This window comes from Chitinophaga sp. G7 BAM 1005, assembly GCF_057126945.1.
In genome coordinates, this window is record NZ_CP181478.1 from 3,555,955 (window position 1) to 3,575,119 (window position 19,165).

At 50.8% G+C, this 19,165-nt stretch carries 10 protein-coding genes; 1 reads left to right on the forward strand and 9 read right to left on the reverse strand.

The genetic code is table 11. From position 1 onward, the window contains the following. From ACMXI2_RS14140 to ACMXI2_RS14180, 9 genes are all read right to left on the reverse strand, one after another. Window positions 1-741, reverse strand: a complete 741-nt coding sequence (locus ACMXI2_RS14140) for an SGNH/GDSL hydrolase family protein (RefSeq protein WP_483782208.1) — start codon at window positions 739-741, stop codon at window positions 1-3. Then, the gene (locus tag ACMXI2_RS14145) at window positions 741-2,168 is read right to left on the reverse strand and encodes a RagB/SusD family nutrient uptake outer membrane protein (RefSeq protein WP_483782209.1); all 1,428 of its coding nucleotides are present in this window, start codon (window positions 2,166-2,168) and stop codon (window positions 741-743) included. The genes ACMXI2_RS14140 and ACMXI2_RS14145 overlap by 1 nt, the downstream gene beginning before the upstream one ends. 17 nt (window positions 2,169-2,185) lie before the next feature. Beyond that, complete coding sequence (locus ACMXI2_RS14150; RefSeq protein WP_483782210.1) at window positions 2,186-5,500, reverse strand: TonB-dependent receptor; 3,315 nt, start codon at window positions 5,498-5,500, stop codon at window positions 2,186-2,188. Between the two features lie 48 nt (window positions 5,501-5,548). Then, entirely contained in the window at window positions 5,549-6,748 is a 1,200-nt protein-coding gene (locus ACMXI2_RS14155) for a FecR family protein (RefSeq protein ID WP_483782211.1), read from the reverse strand. A gap of 80 nt (window positions 6,749-6,828) precedes the next feature. Continuing rightward, a complete protein-coding gene (locus tag ACMXI2_RS14160) occupies window positions 6,829-7,431 on the reverse strand; it encodes an RNA polymerase sigma-70 factor (protein WP_483782212.1) in 603 nt (200 codons plus the stop codon). 120 nt (window positions 7,432-7,551) lie between these two features. Continuing rightward, window positions 7,552-8,787 carry a glycoside hydrolase family 88 protein gene (locus ACMXI2_RS14165; protein WP_483782213.1) on the reverse strand — a complete coding sequence of 412 codons (1,236 nt, stop codon included), beginning with the start codon at window positions 8,785-8,787 and terminating at the stop codon, window positions 7,552-7,554. A gap of 4 nt (window positions 8,788-8,791) precedes the next feature. After that, complete coding sequence (locus tag ACMXI2_RS14170; protein ID WP_483782214.1) at window positions 8,792-9,703, reverse strand: DUF5017 domain-containing protein; 912 nt, start codon at window positions 9,701-9,703, stop codon at window positions 8,792-8,794. Window positions 9,704-9,720: 17 nt separating this feature from the next. Next, complete coding sequence (locus tag ACMXI2_RS14175; protein WP_483782215.1) at window positions 9,721-11,754, reverse strand: RagB/SusD family nutrient uptake outer membrane protein; 2,034 nt, start codon at window positions 11,752-11,754, stop codon at window positions 9,721-9,723. 10 nt (window positions 11,755-11,764) lie between these two features. Continuing rightward, a complete protein-coding gene (locus ACMXI2_RS14180) occupies window positions 11,765-14,971 on the reverse strand; it encodes a SusC/RagA family TonB-linked outer membrane protein (RefSeq protein WP_483782216.1) in 3,207 nt (1,068 codons plus the stop codon). 194 nt (window positions 14,972-15,165) lie between these two features. On the opposite strand from ACMXI2_RS14180, the gene ACMXI2_RS14185 reads away from it, so the two are divergent. Further along, window positions 15,166-19,137 carry a two-component regulator propeller domain-containing protein gene (locus tag ACMXI2_RS14185; RefSeq protein WP_483782217.1) on the forward strand — a complete coding sequence of 1,324 codons (3,972 nt, stop codon included), beginning with the start codon at window positions 15,166-15,168 and terminating at the stop codon, window positions 19,135-19,137. Window positions 19,138-19,165 lie beyond the last annotated feature (28 nt).

The window sequence follows — 19,165 nt, forward strand, 5'->3', positions numbered from 1 at the left end:
TCAGGAACCAAGCAATCTTTTGAGGGCGGCGGGATAACTTTTCCCGGATACGCCGCCATCGCCTAGTGTAATACTATCGCCAAAACAAACCACCTTGTTATGCGGTAGCTGCAGTTGCATGATCGCCTCATATACCACAACGCCCATCAGGCGGTATCCTTCCGGGGTGGGATGCAAGCCGTCCGTTTTCCCGCTGTTGGCTTCATTACGGAGAAGACTATCCGCATCGGTGCCTATATTACCTGTTTTTTCAAAAACATGGTGCATATCCAGCACCGGCAGTTTATTATCTGCCGCGATTTTACGGATCACGTCATTCACCTGCCGGTTCCGTTCCTGGTAACCTTCCGGCTCATAGAACTCCTTCCTGTGGCGGGTGAACAGGTAAGGTTCGTAAGCTGGCAGGATGGTCATCAGCAGCACCTGGCTGTTGATGTTCATGATCTGTTTAACAATACTGCGGACATTCTCCTCATATTGCGGCAACGGCACATACTTCACGCTGTTCATGTCGTTGGTGCCTGCCATCAGCACGGTAAGGTCCGGCCGGTGGGACAAGCAATCCTGGTCGATCCGTTTTAGCAGGTCAATGGTATTGTTGCCGCCAACACCCGCATTGATCACCTGCGGGTCCGCTGCCGGCATGGCTTTCACGGCAGGCTTCCGGGGGAAGTATTTTTCCTGGAAGGCCACCGAGGTAGTGAGCAGACCTGTTTGTAAAAATGTTCTGCGATGCATCATCAATAATCAGTGTTTTGTGTCAGGTTCTTATTTACATCCCGTTCTGTTTGAGGGATTGGGTACAGGTAGTGTTTATCCAGGACAACAATAGCCGGGTTCTGGGCTTTCATCGCGCCGGCCAGCCGTTTAGTCCTTACCAGGTCGTACCAGCGATGCCCTTCAAAGGCCAGCTCCAGGCGTCTTTCCAACAGTACGCTGTCGCGGAATGCACCCTGGCTCAGCCCGGGCAGCAGATCCACAAGGCCGGCCCTTCCCCTTACCCGGTTAATTGCCGTATAGGCTTCCACGTTACCGGCGGCCTGCTCATTCAATGCTTCGGCGTACATCAGCAGCACATCCGCATACCGGATAATGGGGAAGTTGTTGCTGCCTTCCCCTGTAGCCGTGGCGGAAGGGTCCAGGTATTTACATACATATCCCGGGAAAAGAATATTGGCGGGTGCGGATGGTGTGGTAGTGGCAGAATAAAGCCTGATGGTTACATCCCTGCGCTTGTCCGGCAGGCTATAGGTATCATACAGGTTCTTTGTAGGAGGATTGTCGCCAAAGCCGGAAACGCCATTCACTTTGTCAAAACCAGGCCGCATATAACCCTGCATGTAGCTGCCCTCTCCTACGCCTCCGCCCAGCGCCTGCACTTCAAATACCGCTTCTTTGCCATTCTTGTTGGCAATAGCAAAGGCGTCTGCAAAATTGGTCCAGAGGTCATACACACCCAGATCTATCACTTCCTTGCATTTGGCAGAGGCTTTGGCCCAATCCTGCCGGGTCAGGTAAACCTTTGCCAGGAAAGCTGTTGCTGCACCTTTAGTGGCCCTGCCTTTGTCTGCGCCCGTGTAGGATGGCGGCAGCGCTTTCTCCGCATCTGTAAAATCTGTTACGATCTGCTGGTATACTTCGTCCATTGTTTTCCGGGGTATGGCCAGGTCGTTGAGTGAGGTGGTTTCCTGCAAGACCAGCGGCACATCGCCAAATAATCGTACCAGGGTAAAATAATAGAACCCTCTCATGAATTTTGTTTCGGCCAGCAGACGCGTTTTGAGCGCATCATCCATAGAGATAGCCGGTACCCGCCCCAGCACGGTGTTGGCGCGGTTGATGCCCTGGTAGCAGGTACTCCATACCACCTGGAAAGTAGTGGTAGCCGGCGTAAAAGTATATTTATCAAGATCGTTCTTCGACTGGTTAACCGTGGAGCGGCCACCACCCCATTCAGCATCGTCCGTGGCCTGATCCATCAGTACCCACATAGACTGGTTGTACAGGTTGGCGGTGTTCAGCAGGTCATATACGGAATTAACAGCGGCCTTTGCGTCGTCCGCATTCTTGTAGAAATTGGCAGGCGTGAAGCTGGACTGCGGCGCTTCGTTCAGCTTTCCGCAGGATACGCCTATTATCAAGAGTAAAAAAAGAATAAACTTTTGCATATGCAGAAATATTTTTGTTAGAAGCTGACATTTAACCCAAAAAGCACGGTCCTGGCGGTAGGATAGCTGCCGTAGTCGAAACCCTGGCTGCGACTGTCCTGCCCAAAGCGGTTCACCTCGGGGTCATAGCCGCTGTAATTTGTCCAGGTAGCAAGATTCTGTACGCTTCCATACACACGTATGGAATGCACCTTGATGGCTTTCAGTACAGAAGCGGGCAGGTTGTAGCCCAGCTGCAGGTTCTTGAGCCGCAGATAGGAGCCGTCCTCAATTTGCCGGGTAGAGATCCGGTTAGTAGGACGGGCATTGGTGGCGCGCGGAATATCTGTATTCGTATGTGTAGGCGTCCAGCGGTCGAGCATGTCCCGGTCCTGGTTCAGAGTGCCGTTGAGATATTCAAGTTCAAAGCGATTGGCGTTCAGTATTTTGTTACCATATACGCCCTGGAAGAAAATACTGAGGTCAAACCCTCCATAGGAGAAGGTATTGCTGATGCCACCTAAAAATTCAGGCTGCGCATTACCAATGATGGTACGGTCTGCATCATCTATTTTCTTATCGTTGTTCAGATCCTTGTACCGGCGGTCGCCCGGTTTCTTTGCATTAGGGTCCGCCAATGCGGACAGTTCTTCTGCCGACTGGTAGATACCATCCGTTACATAGCCGTAGAAAGAGCCTAGTGGCTCACCTACGCGGATAATACCGGAGTTGAGGTTCTGTGCAATGTTGGCCACTTCACCGGCAAATATCTGCGGAGCGCCGCCAATGTCCAGCACTTTGTTACGATTGATTACATAGTTGATATCCGTGGTCCATTTGAAAGCGCCATCCAGGTTCACTGTGGAAAGACTTAGCTCTATCCCCTTGTTCTCTACCTGGCCCAGGTTCTTATAAGCGCTGGAATAGCCGGAGGTACCGGGGATGGTTACATTCAGCAACAGGTTCCTGGTCCTTTTCAGATAAGCGTCTGCCGTGAGGCTGATCCTGCTGTTGAACAGCGAGATGTCAACGCCCAGGTCGGCCTGCGAGGTGGTTTCCCAGGAGAGATCCGGATTGGCGATCTGGTTAGGGCCAATACCCGTGGCCACTGCATTGCCCAGCACATAGTTCTGGGTGCCTAACAGGGAGTACGCGGGATAGTTCCCGATACCATCCTGGTTGCCGGTAGTACCGTAGGTAGCCCTGACTTTCAACTCGCTGATCTGTTTCAGGCTTTTCAGGAAAGGCTCTTCGCTCGCCCGCCATGCCAGTGCGGCAGAAGGGAAATAGCCGAAACGCTTGTTGGCGCCAAACCGGGAAGATCCATCTGCACGGAAAGAGGCAGTGAGTAAATATTTATCACGATAGCTATAATTTATCCTGCTCAGATAAGACTCCAGTCCCCATCCGCCAACGCCTGAAGAAGGGATAACGGGAATTGCGCCTGCGCCCAGGTTGCCCGAGCCCAGGTTGTCATTTACAAAACTGCGGGAAGATGAGGAGCTGTATTCCGTCTGGTTTACCTGCTGGGTATAACCTATCAGGGCAGTAATGTTGTGTACACGGTTGAATCTTTTCGTATAGGTGAGGGTATTTTCATTCAGCCAGGTAATGTTCTGATCATTGTAGATGTAGGCTATACCACCCTGGGAAAGGCCACTGGCCACACTTCGCGGGAGGTAGTTATCCTGTTTTTGCAGAATGGCGTCTGCTCCAAACATCACCCGTAGGCTAAGCCCTTCGAGTATTTCGTATTCGCCGAATATATTACCGAAAACACGATAGGCAGTATTGCGGTTCTTAGAGTCCTGCACCAGCGCTACCGGGTTATCAGCCGGGAAAACGAGCTTGGGATCATTAATCAGGTATTTACCCTCCTTATCGTATACGGAAAGAAGCGGAGGAAACTGCAGGGCAGCCATTGTTGCCAGGCCGGCGGAGCCCAGGTTACCATCAGATTTCGCCTGGTTACTCACCGTGCGGCTCACCGTCAGGCTGTTGCCTATCTTGATTTTGCTGGTCAGCTTCCTGTCGATATTTACGCGAAAGGAATACCTGCTAAAATCGGATCCTTTGACAATCCCCTGCTGTGTGAAATAGCCGGCAGACAACGCATACTGTGTTTTTTCATCACCACCGCTGACAGACAACTGGTAATTGGCGATGGGAGCAGTGCGGAGTATTTCGTCCTGCCAGTCGGTGCCTTTGCCAAAAGCATCTACCTGGTCTTGTGTATATACGGCTGGCAGTCCATCGTTGGTATTGGCTTCATTAACAAGCTGCGCATACTCGCTTGCGTTCAGCACCGGGTATTTCCGGCGCACGTTCTGTGTGCCGTAGTAGCTGTCGAAATTAATAACAGACTTACCTGCTTTTCCTCTTTTGGTAGTAATGATCACTACACCGTTGGCGCCCCTGGAGCCATAGATGGCTGTGGAAGAAGCATCTTTCAGGATGTTGATGGATTCAATGTCTGCCGGGTTGAGAGTACTCAGTACGTTAAAGGCGGAGCCGCTGCCTGCGCCGGCATTCTTGAAGGGAATACCATCTATCACGTACAGCGGCTCGTTGTCGCCCTGTATGGAGTTACCACCGCGGATACGGATAGTAGTGGAGGCGCCGGGAGCGCCGGAGTTCTGCGTCACCTGCACGCCGGCGGCTCTTCCCTGCAAGGCCTGGTCCAGCGAAGTAACGGCCACTTTCTTGATTTCTCCTACGGGCACGGAGGTAACGGAGCCGGTGAGATCACTCTTTCTTACCTGGCCGTAACCTACTACCACTACTTCTCCCAGGGCTTCCGTATCGCCTTCCAGGGTAATAGAGATGCTGTTCTGCCCGGGAGACAAAGTTATTTCCTTTGATTTGAGTCCCAGTGCGGAAACCACCAGTACGGCGTTCTCCGGCACATTGGTGAAGGTGAATACGCCGGTTGCATTGGTGGTGGTGCCCCGACCCGTGCCTTTGATCTGCACGGTGGCGCCGGGTATCGGCTCCCTCTTTTCATTCACCACTTTACCCTGCAGGTGGTCAATGGCGGGTTGCTCCGGTCCCTGCGGCGCGGGCGATGTTGTTTTACGGCTGATGACCACCGTATTGCCCTGCAAGGAATAGCGCAGTGGCTGGTCTTTCAGCATCATCTTCAGCGCTGTTTCCAGCGGTGTGTTGTTAAAGGCAACGGTGACCGGTTTGGCCGCGGCCATGTCCTCGTTGCGATGAAAGAATACATAGCCTGTCTGTTGTTTGATCACGGCAAACATCTTTTCCAGTGGAACATTCTTCCCGCTGAAGGTGATCTGCTGGGAGTTACAGACAGCAGTGGCCTTCAGGAAAAAAAACAAGAATAGCGATAACATTAATTTGTACATAACATGGAAGATTGGTTGATACGTTTATTTACTTATTTATTCCGGCAGTATGACGATATGCCTGTCGTGCTCTATTTTAAAATGCACCCTTGCCTGCTCCAGTGTTTGCAGCGCCTGCGCCAGGGTGAGGCCTTTCCCGATTTCCCCGGAGAAGAGTCCCTGCGGCATGCCGTCTGCATAGCTTACTTCCACGTCGTACCAACGGGAAAGCTGTCGCATGATAGTGTGGATATCCGCGTTCACAAAGGAGAAGTAGCCGTTTTTCCAGGCAACCACATGGTCCGTGTTCACCTCGTTGACGGCGATGGCGTCAGCGCCGCGTACAATTGCGGCCTGTTGCCCGGGTTGCAAAAGCGTTGTTTCCTTGTTCATACTTACTTTTACGGCGCCGTCCAGCAGGGTGGCGTTCATGGTGCGCTCATCATCATAGGCCATGATGTCGAAGCTGGTGCCCAGTGCCAGCACTTCGAGGTTGCGAACGCGCACTTTGAACGGTTGTCCTGCCTTCTTTGCGATCTCGAAATATCCTTGTCCTTCCAGTTCCACCACTCTCTCCTTTCCTATAAACGCCGTGGGATATTTCAGCCTGGAAGCCGCATTCAGCCATACTTTGGAGCCGTCCGGCAGCACCAGCTGGTATTGTCCGCCACGGGGTGTGGCCAGGGTATTAAGGGCCGCAGCGGCGCTTGCGCCGTTTACATCATATTGCAGGCGGCCGTTCTGCAAATGGATGGAGGTATTACCCTGTTGCATCACGCGACCGGAGGCGCTGTCCAGCGCCACGGTGGAACCATCCGCCAGGGTGAGCATAGCTTTGTTGCCTCCGGGTGGCACATCCTGTTTTAATATGTTGTGATGAACTATGGCAGAAGGAGTGGGTGATCGTTGCAGGTAAAGGTATCCCATAGCGCCTAGTCCCATCGCTACTACGGCAGCGGCGGCGTAACGCCAGCGGTATACCCTGCGTACCGGGATAACGGGAATGCGGCTTTCATGCTCCTGTTGATTGGCCGGTGGGCGTGCGTTGGTGAGAAGATGTTCCAGTTTGGCTTCGGCATCCGGGATGCCTGCTGCATCACGACTGTTGCGCCAATGCTGCTCCATTGCCAGGCGCAGGGCGTCATCCGCCGGCCATTGCTTCACGGCTTCCAACAGCTCTTCCAGCTCCTCGCGCGTGCAGGTATTGGCAACATAACGTTCGAACAGAAGGTGTAGTCTGTTATCAGTTTTACTCATACGTGGATGGCAGGGAATAACTGCCTTTAAAAGCTAGACGCTGAGAAAAGGAGGAATAACTAATCGATTTGAAAAAAAAATTAAACTTTTTCTGAAACAACGTACAGGAGGGCAAATACCGTTACCAGGTTAAGATGATCGGCCAGGTATTGCTGGATGAACCGTTGGGCTTCGGTGATATGGTTATTGACAGTGTGCCTGGAAAGAGACAATCGCCCGGCGATCTCTTTATGGGAAAGCCCTTCCTCCCGGCTTAGCTGGTACACTTTCCGGCGCTGGGGACTGAGCAAACCAATTGCCTCCCGGAGTTTTGTCTCATATTCCTTCACTATTAGCTGGTTGTCGGCCTCCGTGGCATCCACCATCTGGATCTCTTCCCACAGGAGATCCACCAGTTGCGGGTTTCGGCTGGCAGCGCGCAGGAAGTCAATAGCGCGGTGGTAGGCGATACGGAACATGAAAGCCTCAATGTGTTCAATGCGGGGCAGCAATTCCCTGCCTACCCAGCATTTGGTGAGAACGTCCATGACCACTTCTTCCGCCACCTGCGGAGATTTGATGATAGTACGGATATAATGAAACAGCCGCCCCTGCCAGGCATGGAAAAAACTGCGGAAGGCTGCTTCGTTGCCTTCCGAGATTAATTGTAGCAGTTCCTTATCAGTATGTGATCGTTCTGGCATGTAAGTAAACCCTGTCCCTCTTGTCGTAAAAGTAGTAAAAGGACAGCAGTAAACAGCACTAAAAAGACAGGCACCCGGATGACCAGGTGCCTGTCCTTTTTTATGCGATGCCTCCCCTGCTCAATCCAGCGAAGCCTTATAGCGTTGTAGGGCTTCTAAAAAATAATAGTCTGCATACACCAGCGGCACATCAATCTCCGCATTGTGCGGGATACTTCCCACACTGTGCATCAATATAAAATTACCATTCTTTTCTTCCTGCGCCCTGTACGCGCTGCCTGCGAGCGAATGCAATATTGTGATGGCTGCCTGGCGGTACTGTGTTCCTTTCTCTTTGCCGGCATAACCACTCAGCTCAAACAATGCCGACGCCACAATAGCAGCGGCGGAAACATCGCGGTACTTTGTTTTTACTTTATTGGCATTGGAGCGTACACCGGGGATGTATCCTTTCTCCTGTATATTGAAATCCCAATACGGTACTTTATCTTCCGGAAGATTTTTATTATCCAGGAACCAGTCGGCCATACCAACGGCAGTTTTGAGGAAACGCGGATCATGTGTTTCTCTATAGATCATCGTAAACCCATAGATACCCCATGCCTGGCCGCGGGACCAGGTGGAATTATCAGCATACCCCTGCGCGGTTTCGCGGGCCAGCACTTTACCATTGGTGGTATCATAACACACTACGTGGTATGAGCTGTAATCCGGGCGTACCTGGTTGTACATGGCGGTTTCCGCGTGGCTCACTGCGATGTGGCGGAAGCTGGTATCGCCGGTTTCTTTAGATGCGAAAAACAACAGCTCCAGGTTCATCAGGTTGTCGATGATCACGGGATAATAGTAGAGCTGCTGGCCACGCCACGATTTAAAAGCGTTCCAGGATTTGATGCTTTTTGTTACCGGGTTAAAACGTGTGCTGAGCGAGCGGGCGCCCTGGATCAGGATATCGCGGTACGCTTTGTTACCCGTAAGGCGGTAAGCATTGCCATAGCTGCAATACATCATGAAGCCGAGGTCATGATGCTGTGTAAAATCTTTCAGCGGCTCCAGCTTCTCCGTCCATTTAACAGCTTCCTGCTGCAACACAGGATCTTTGGTTTGTTCATATGCATACCAGAGCGAGCCGGGGAAAAAACCGGGTGTCCAGTCGTACATAGTGGTGGTGATCATTTTCCCTTCCTTATTGATAGTGCGGGGAAAAGCCAGGCTGTCGCGGGATTCCGTGTCTTTCAGCATGTGCTTAAGCTGTTGCCTGGCAAAACCTGCGTTACTGCTGATAAAATCCTTCTCCCCGCCTGCAGTGTAGGCAGTCAGACCGGCGGCTAAAATAAAATAAAGCAATGGTTTCATATTCTTATGGTATCACTTTAATGATCAATTCCCTTATCACACTTTTTTCTTGATCCAGTGTGTGGTTAAATGCCACGAAGGTGGCTTTGTACACTCCCGGCGACGGATAAACGAAAGTATATTCTTCTTTATCCGGTTCGTTGATACTCTTGATGCCGGTGCTCACATCGCCCGGTACGCGGCCCACGTATAGCGGTTTGGTAATGACCCAACTGGTATTAGTGGCCGCGCTGCCACCGCCGCCGGTGATTTTAAGATCCGTGGCGGATGCTGTCCAGCGGCCATTCGTAGGGCTCCATACATTGCCGTAACGGGTCCAGTAGGCTACATCTGTTGAGAATGAGCTTAGCAAAACAGTTTTCTCCGGCAGTACATTGTTTACGGTAAATTCGGTGATCGTCCAGGTACGTTGTGTGGAACCTGTTACGCCGCTGTATTTGAAAGCAATGAAGAGCGAATCGTTTTCGTTGGCTACCAGGTCTGTCAGGTCAGCGGCGCCAAAAGGCACTACCGTTGCGTTAGTAGCCACCGTGCCGCGGCTGGTGATATTTGTCCATGCCGCATTTACCACAGCAGCAGAATCGAGGCCGGACAGTTTGTTGGTGGCCAGGACCTGCAGGGTATTTGTTTGCGTACCAAATTCTGATTTTGAGGAAAAGCCCAGTGTGATCTTTCCCAGTTTGTTTGCGGACGTACGGCCATCGTAACGCTTGCCGGGTTCCCCGGAATAGAATGCGATATTGCCCGCGCTGCCGCTGAACTTAAAGCGGGTGGTATCTCCCAGGCGGTACGTGAACGTGTCGGACACCAGCTTTGCGGGATCGAGGGCCACGTTGAAGTCCGGCGTATCTATTTCCAGCTTTTTAGAACAGGCCACCGCAAAGAAAGACAACAGTATGATGAATGATTTTTTCATGTGGATGTTTTTTAGCATTACCAGCCTTCGTTTTGTGTCAGTAAACGGTTAAGATTGAGTTCATAAGTTGGTTTGGGCAACATCACATGCCTGGAGCTTACATTGCGCACGCCCTGCAATCCGTTGGGATTACCGGTAGAAGTAACTCCCGCGCCATTGGAAGTAGCCCATGATGAGAAGTTTTGCATGTCTGCTACAAAACTGCCCCACCGGATCAGGTCTGCTTTTCTCACCGCTTCAAAACACAGCTCACGCATTCTTTCATCGCGGATAGCGAGTTGGAACGCATCTTTGCTAAGCCCCGGCGTAAGATCGGATTCATTTCCTATGGTGATAGCGGCAGTAGCCGTTGCGGCTGTGCCGGCATACGTGAATACAGCGCCGGTTACCGCAGCGTCGGAAGCGCCGGAGGTATTGGTGGGCGGTGTATTGGTGGCAGTGCCTGCCGTTGTTACGGTGTACAGGATACCGCCATTGGTGATCTGTGCGCCTGTTGTATAACTGGCGCCCGGCATCCAGAAGGTGCCTATCACTACTACAGGCGGAGTAGTATAGTAGGAACCTAATCTCAATGCACCCGGACTGTTCAGGTAAATACCGGTTACTTTTCCACTGGTAATAATCGCTGTTCCGGTAGCGCCGTTGCCACCACCGCCGGTGATGGTTACTGCCGGCGCTTTCGTATAGCCATCGCCGGAGGTTACCATTGTAATGGATTTCACTACGTTTCCATTCATCAGCCCGTATCCTCGTTTCCGCACCTGGTTCACATAGTTATATGCATTCGTAGGGCCGTTCACGTAGTTCTCTGCTTCTGCGCGCATCAGCAATACATCTGAATAGCGGATCATGGGCCAGTTGATATTATAGGTGCCGCCTACGCCATTGGTATTGCGGATTGCCTGTGGTACATATTCCCTTCTGAACTTACCGGCACACATCTGCCAGGGATTCGGACGGGCTGCTTTTACGCGGGGATTTGTTCCGCTGTAAATATAGTTGGCACAGTTCCAGTCGCGGCGGATATCCAGCGACGCTTTGTTAGGCGTGGCAGTGCTGCCGGGATCTGTTTCATACGCGTCAAATAACTTCTTAGTAGCCCACACCCATGCGGCGGAGTTGTAGGAAGTAGAATCGAGTGCAGTAAGTGCCGACTGGATGCCCACAAAGTTGCCGATATCATTCCCTGACTTGTTTACCACCCCGGCGGCTGCGCCCAGGGAGCCCAGCTCCCAGATATTTTCTCTTACATCATACTGGTCTGTGGCCAGGTTGATGAATACCTGGCGGTAATCGGGGTTTAGTGCATGAAGACCGGAAAGAATTACTTTATCAGTGTAAGTGATCACCTCCTGGTATTTGGCCGTGTTGTTTTGCGGATAACCGGCCCAGTAGAGATACACCCGCGCCAGCATAGCCTGCACAGCGGTGAGCGTAACTACATCATTGAATTTCGCCTGGGTAACGGTATAATCTTTCAGCAGCACTTCTGCTTCTTTCATATCCTTTTCAATTTGCGCATACACGTCTGCCTGCTTCACCTGCGGAATGTTTACGTCATTGATAGCGGGTGTGTGAAGTACTACAGGCACATCTCCATAATTACTGGTAAGAATAAAATACAGGAACCCGCGAAGGAATAATGCCTGTCCTTTGATAATATTCCTGCGGGATGCATCCATCGTTGGCTTATCGATATTATCCAGTAATGTATTGAGATTGTTGATGCCAACATATGCATAGCGCCAGATGTTGGCGATATGTACAAGGGATGCATCGTAATTGTAACGGAGACCGCGCGCATCGCCATCTGCCGTACGATTGGACATCACCTCATCTGTGGTGGACACAAAGTTGAAGCCCATCACCTGCGCGTACAACTCGGGCCGCATCAGATCGCCGTACACGCCGTTCAACGCCTGCTGAAGCTGTGTTTCTGTTCCGTAGTAATTGGTAGTGGTATAAAAATCTGTTGGTTGTGTATCCAGAAATTTTTTGCAGGATGTAAGCCCTGCTATTACTATACATGCCAGGATGCAAATACGTTTCATGTTCATCATTTTAGAAGGTTACATTTAAACCGGTCACATAAGACAATGAGTGCGGGTAAACGGCATAGTCGAAGCCAGGGGTAAGATTACCTGGTCTGCCGCTCACTTCGGGATCCATACCGGAATACTTCGTCCATGTATAAATGTTCTGTGCAGCGCCATAGATGCGTACATTCTTTATCTTCGCACGTTTCAACAGTTCGCCTGGTATATTATATCCCAGCGAAACCGTTCTTAGTTTCAGGTAAGAGCCGTCTTCAATTACGCGGGATGAATACGCCGCATTCCCCATACCACCTGCGCGGAACATGGTGTTGCTTGGGTTGGTGGGCGTCCAGCGTTTGGCATAGCTGGCAAACTGGTTCAGGTTCGGATTGTTTACAATACCGCCTTCAAACACATACCTGTTGGCATTGATAATATCATTGCCATATGACCATTGCAGCAGTACGTTCAAATCAAAATTGCGGTAGCGGAAATCGTTGCTGAAACCGCCGGTATATTTTGGTAACCCGCTGCCAATGATCGTGTAATCCTGGTTGTTCACCTGCAGGTCGCCGTTCAGGTCTTTATACTTAATGTCGCCCGGGCGGATTGCGTTACGCGCCGCGCCATTGGTGGGCACATCCGGCTTCAGCAGGTAGGTGTTGTTGGGCATCACATCGAAATCGGAGTATTGGTACACTCCGTCGAACACGAGGCCATACATCTCACCCAGCGGTCTTCCGATCACGGAGATATAAGGGAACAGACCCGAGTAGGTAGTATTGAAAAAAGTACCGGAGCCCATGAGAATAGACTGTTGTCCTTCTGCCAGTGATTGTATTTTGTTACTATTAAAGCTGATGTTAAAACTGCTGTTCCAGCTGAACTGTTTGGTATCCGCAATTACGCCTGCAATGGTGATCTCCAGCCCTTTGTTTTGTAACTGGCCCACATTTTTGACTCCCTTCCCGCTTTCTATACCATGTGCATACGGCAATGCGGCATCCAGCAACAGATCCTTCGTGGTGCGCAGATAGGCGTCTACGGTGAGTGTGAGCCTGTTTTTCAGGAACGCCATATCCAAACCAATATTGGTTTGTTCATTGGTTTCCCAGCGCAGGTTCGCATTACCGGAAGATACCATCACCGACCCGATGCCCAGTGGCGCATTTCCAATGGAATACCAGTATTGGTTACTGGTAAGCTGCAACTGGGGCAGGTAAGCAAAGTCGCCTACCCGGTTATTTCCCGATGCGCCATAGCCCAACCTGATCTTTGCATCGGAAATGAAACCTACATTTTTCATAAACTCTTCGCTGCTGAAGCGCCAGGCCGCAGAGGCGGAAGGAAAGTATCCCCATTTGTTACCGGCTGCGAATTTGGAAGATCCATCTGCACGGAGGGAAGCGGAGAAAAGATATTTTGAATTGTAATCATAGTTCACGCGCACGGCGCCGGAGGCCATTGTCCAACCGGAGCTGAGCGAAAGCAGGGAGGTATTGGCCGGTGCTGCCAGATCAATTCCATCCAGACCGAGATCTTCATTCGGGATTTGATTCGCCGAAAACCTGCGCTGTGAATTTTTGTACCCCTGTGCTTCCAATACGCCGAGCACGGTGAGGTGGTGTAATTTGTTCCAGCTTTTGCGGTATGTCAGCGAGTTTTCCGAACGCCAGAGCGAAGTGGGCTTGGTTTCTATGCTGCCATTCACGCCATTGGAATTCCACTTACTGCCGGATTGTGTTTTGGAATTGTTGAAAATATCGATCTCCGTATTTACCGTATTGATACCACCGGCTATACGTAATGTCAGCCCGTTGGTGATGGCGTATTCTGCGTAGGCGTTGGCGAACAGGTTGTTCACCTTGTTCATGGTATACTGGTTCTGGATATTCTGCAAGGGGTTCACGCGGTAGTCCTGGTTATTAGCCAGCTCATTGCCCGGATCATAAAATTCATCCACGAGGTTCACGGCGCTGTCGCGGCCATAAATACTGGTGGTAGGCCGGAAACCCCATACGGAATACAACGTGGTGGCAGACGCATAAAAGTTGGTAGCGGAAACCGGTATACCGTAAGTTTCATTGTAAGCATAATTGGCGTTGATGCCTACTTTCAACTTGCTGCTCACCGTTTGATCCAGTGAAAACCTGCCCTGGTAGCGTTTAAAACCACCATTGATAATGATCCCTTTCTGGTTATTAAAATTTCCGGAGACAGCATACCTCGTTTTATCATTTCCTCCCCGTACGGCGATGTCGTGATTCTGGTTCTGACCTACGCGGTACACGAAGTCCTGCATATCTATGGATTCCTTGTTACGGTAATCCTCCAGTTTGGCGCCGCCGGCCAGGTACACGGAATCATACATAGATGGGTTCACATCGCCCACGTATTGTACAAACTCGTAGGCGTTCATTAACGGGATTTTGTTGGGTACCTGCTGCCAGCCGTAATACCCGTTATAGGTTACCTGCGGCGCGCCGGTCTTCCCTTTTTTAGTGGTAATGAGAATAACTCCGTTTGATCCGCGGGCGCCGTAAATGGCGGTGGCAGATGCGTCTTTCAAAACATCGATCGACTCAATATCGCCCGGACTGATCGCATTAGCATTGGAACTTTCAGTAGGGAAGCCATCGATCACGTAAAGCGGGGAGTTATCTTGTGTGATGGAACCTGCGCCGCGGATCACGATATTGGAAATGGAGCCCGGCTGACCGTCGTTGCTCGCTACCGCTACCCCGGCTACCCTTCCTGCGAGCGCTTCATCGAACGACTTTACCGGCGCCTTCTCAAAATCCTTCATGTTCACACTGCCCACTGCACCGGTGAGGTCTTTACGTTGCTGGGTAGCATATCCCACTACCACCACATCGTTAAGCGTGCCGGCCTGCTCACTCATCCGTATATTATATTCCGTCCTGTTATCTACCGGTTGTTCCACTTTACCGAAGCCGATAAAAGAGAACACCAGTGTAGCGCCTGGCGCTGCGGAAATAGTAAAACGGCCGTTTGCGTCTGTATGGGCGCCGGTCTTTTCATTCTTTACCATTACAGTTACCCCAATCAATGGCGTACCATCTTTGGCCTTTACTGTACCGGATACTGTTTTTTTCTGTTGTGCAAAAAGGAAAAGCGGAAAAAGTAAGATCCACATGACTCCCGTAAAAAAATAATGGAAGGTGAAGTTGCACCCTCCTCCCTCGCTGGCTGATTGGCATGTCTTTTTCATAAATTGTGGAATTGAGCAGAAATAACGGTTGATGCACAAATATGTGGTAACCAGTCCGGATCACAGGGGGACAATCATAAATGATTGGGGTGAATTTTATAAATCCCCCTTCAACCTGCTGATTATCAGAATAGTAAAAGAATGATATTTATAAAAAACACCCGTTTGCGGAAATACAATTCTTATATTAGAGCATGATTTCGAGGTGCTTCCCGTTCTTATGCCTGCTGATCCTCGCTGTTTTTACAAAAAGCAGCGGGCAGGATGTGACATTCAATCACCTTACGGTAGAAGATGGATTATCGCACAACGCCGTGCTGTCTGTTGTACAGGATGCCCAGGGGTTCATCTGGTATGGTACGCATTACGGCCTTAACCGGTACGATGGATACCGTTTCAAAATTTACCGCCAGCAGGCGAACGATTCCACTTCCCTCCCCGGCAACCAGATCATGAGCCTGTACCGCGACCGGAAAAATGTACTTTGGGTAGGTACTTCCGCGGGACTGGCTAAGTATGATCCGGAACACGACCGTTTTCAGCGCATCGACCTTGATCCGGGGCGGCAAACAAACATTAATTGTATTTATGAAGACAGTAAAGGACGCCGCTGGATAGGCGCCAACAACGGCCTTTATCTACAGGACGGCAGCCGGAAAGAATTTCTCATACCCGGTAAAATCGCGGGGTATGTAGTGCGTTGTGTGTATGAAGACAAGCAGGGTAATATCTGGATCGGTACCAGCAACGGCCTTACAAAAATGAGCGGCCATGATTTCCAGACATTCCGCCATGAAGATGGAAACCCTTCCAGTCTGGCTATGAATTTTATCACCGCCATCACCGAAGATGGGCTGGGCAGGTTATGGGTGGCCACACAAACCGGTGGTATCAATATTTATGATCCTGCTACCGGCCGTTTTTCATTGCTGGCCCAACCTGCCATCATTAATAATATAGTAAGAAGGATACTCCGCGATAAAGCCGGCAACATGTGGGTAGGTACCCAGGAAGGGCTCAGCATCATTGACCCGGTTAAGATGACCGGCCGGCACTACCGGCAGGAGCCACGCAACAACAACAGCCTTAGCCAGAATTCCATTCATAGCATGTACCAGGATAGCAACGGCGTGATCTGGATGGGCACCTACTTCGGCGGCGTAAATATGGTACATCCTTATGGCACCTCCTTTACTGCCTGGCAGCAACATCCCCCGCTCAATGGTATCAGCAACAATGTGATCAGCAGCATGCTGGAAGACACACAACACAACTACTGGATTGGTACAGAAGGCGGTGGCCTGAATTATTATAACCGCACTACCCAACGTTTTACCAGCTATAAACATGATGCAGATAATCCTGCCAGCCTCGGGTCCAACCTGGTTAAAGTAGTGTATGAAGATAAAGACCACAACATCTGGGCGGCCACACATGGCGGTGGATTAAACCTCTTGCAACACGGAGGGTTTAAACGCTTCTTCTACGATACCAAAGATCCCGGTACTTTTTCGAGAGAAGTAACCGCCGTACTGGAAGACAGCCGGAAACGGTTCTGGGTGGGCACCAACAACCTGCTGCACCTGCTGCACCGGGATGGCCATGAGCTGGAGAAACGGGCCGATTCTATTTTAACGGGTATTGCTACGCACCAGTCGATCCGGTATATTATTGAAGATTCGCGTCACCGTATCTTCATCGGTTCCATCAGCAACCTGTATGTATTTGAAGCAGACACCATGCGGCTCATTCAGCCAGGCTATGTGAACTCTATCCAGGAAGATTCAAAGCACAATATCTGGGTGAGCATGTATTTTGGAGGTCTGATCAGATATGATCCTGAACTGAAAAAGCAAACCCGTTATACTCAGAAAGATGGTTTGCCGAACGACAATGTAATTGGCTTACTGGAAGACGATCAGCATCATTTATGGATCAGTACCTATAACGGCCTGGCACGTTTTGATCCTGCCCGCAACTCTTTCCAGACCTATACTGTAAGTGATGGTCTTGCAGGAAATGTATTCAACTACAACTCCTTTCTGCGGAACAGCCAGGGCGAATTCCTCTTCGGCGGATATAACGGCATCACCAGCTTCTTCCCCAACCAGATCATTACCAACCCGCATCCCTCCGTTATCCGGTTTACCGGCCTGCGGCTGTTCAACAAGCCAGTAGGCATCGCGCAGGACAACGGGCTGCTGGAACAGGACATCAGCTATACCAAAGCATTACGTTTTCATCACGACCAGGAAGTATTCACGCTGGAATTTGCATTACTCAACTACGTAAAAAGCAGCAAAAACCGTTACGCCTACCGGCTTGAAGGCGCAGACCGCGACTGGATAGAAACCGATAACCCGGCGGTGACATACACCAACCTCTCATCCGGTCACTATACCTTTTGGGTAAAGGGCGCCAACAACGACGGCATCTGGAGCGAACCGGCAAAGATGGAGATCACTATCCTGCCACCATTCTGGCGAACCTGGTGGGCATATGGCGTTTACGCACTGGGGCTTATATTATTATTCTTCTTCGTTACCCGGTTCTTTTTCCTGTGGGCCCTGCTGCGCAAAGAAGAAGAACTGCACCAGGTGAAACTCAACTTCTTCACACATGTTTCCCATGAAATCCGTACCCACCTTACTTTCCTGCTGGTACCCGTAGAAAAGATGATGGATATGCTGAAGAAAGATGATCCGCTGCAATCCACCCTGCTGCAGTTACGGAACAATGCCGACCGGCTGCTGAAGCTTGTGAACGAGTTGATGGATTTCCGCAAGGCAGAAACCAATCACCTTAAACTGCATGTACAGGAACTCGACCTGATTCCGTTCCTCGATCATATTTACACCAGCTTCCGTGAGCTTTCGCTTGACCGGAACATCAGCATGGTGTTCGCGCATGATATGGAACATGCCTGGGTTTATTTCGACCGGGAGCAGCTGGAGAAAGTGTTCTTCAATTTACTCAGCAACGCCTTCAAGTTCACACCAGACGGGGGCCGCATCCAGTTGCACATCGCACATTCACGGCAAAACACGGTGATCACTGTCACCGACAATGGCCGTGGTATTGCACCTGAATACCTCGACAAACTGTTCACCAACTTCTTCCAGGTACAGGATCACGGTTTACAAAACACCGGGTACGGTATCGGGCTGGCGTTGTCCAAAAATATTGTGGAGCAGCATAAAGGAACCCTCACCGTGGAAAGCGAACCTTCCACCCCGGAAAAAGAGGGACGTACCTGTTTTACCGTTTCCCTGCCTACCGGCTCCAAACATTTTGAAGGCACCCAACACACCGTTGGCGGCATGCCTGCAATGCCCGCTGCACCGGTTAAAGCGACGCCCGCACCGGAAACCCCGGATATTATTATTCCAGCTACGCCGCAACCTTTTACTATTCATATTGTGGAAGACAACCCGGAACTGCGTACCCTCATCGGCCAAACCTTCCGCGACCAATACCTCGTACTGGAAAGCGTGAACGGGGCAGATGGATTGGCAGCCGCCACCGCGCAAATCCCCGACATCGTGATCAGCGACGTGATGATGCCCGAAATGGATGGCCTTCAGCTTTGCCAGGCACTTAAAACAGATGAACGTACCAGTCATATTCCCGTAGTACTGCTTACCGCCAAAAGCTCGCAGGCCGATCATGTAAGCGGCCTTGAAACCGGGGCAGACCTCTATCTCACCAAACCTTTCAGTACCCGGGTACTGGCGCTCAACGTCCGCAACCTGATCGCCTCCCGCGAAAAAATGCGCGAACGCTACAGCCGCCAGCTGCAAACGGAAACAATAACACCGGATGCTTTACCCAGCAGCCTGGATAATGCCTTCCTCGAAAAAGTGATCGCGCTGGTGGAAGAACATATGGACAACCCCGACTTTGGCGTGGATATGCTGGCCCGTAAGGTAGCCATGAGCCAGCCTGTGCTTTATAAGAAACTGAAGGCCGTCACCAATATGTCGGTGAACGACTTTGTAAAATCGCTGCGACTGAAAAAAGCCGCGTCCCTTATACGTACCCGTGAGCATACCATTTACCAGGTGGCGTATATGGTGGGGTACAACGACCGGAAATATTTCAGCCGGGAGTTCAAGAAACAGTTTGGTAAAACACCTTCCGAGTTTGCAGAAACCCCTGATTTGTGAAAATTCACCCCATTTACTCGGAAAAATC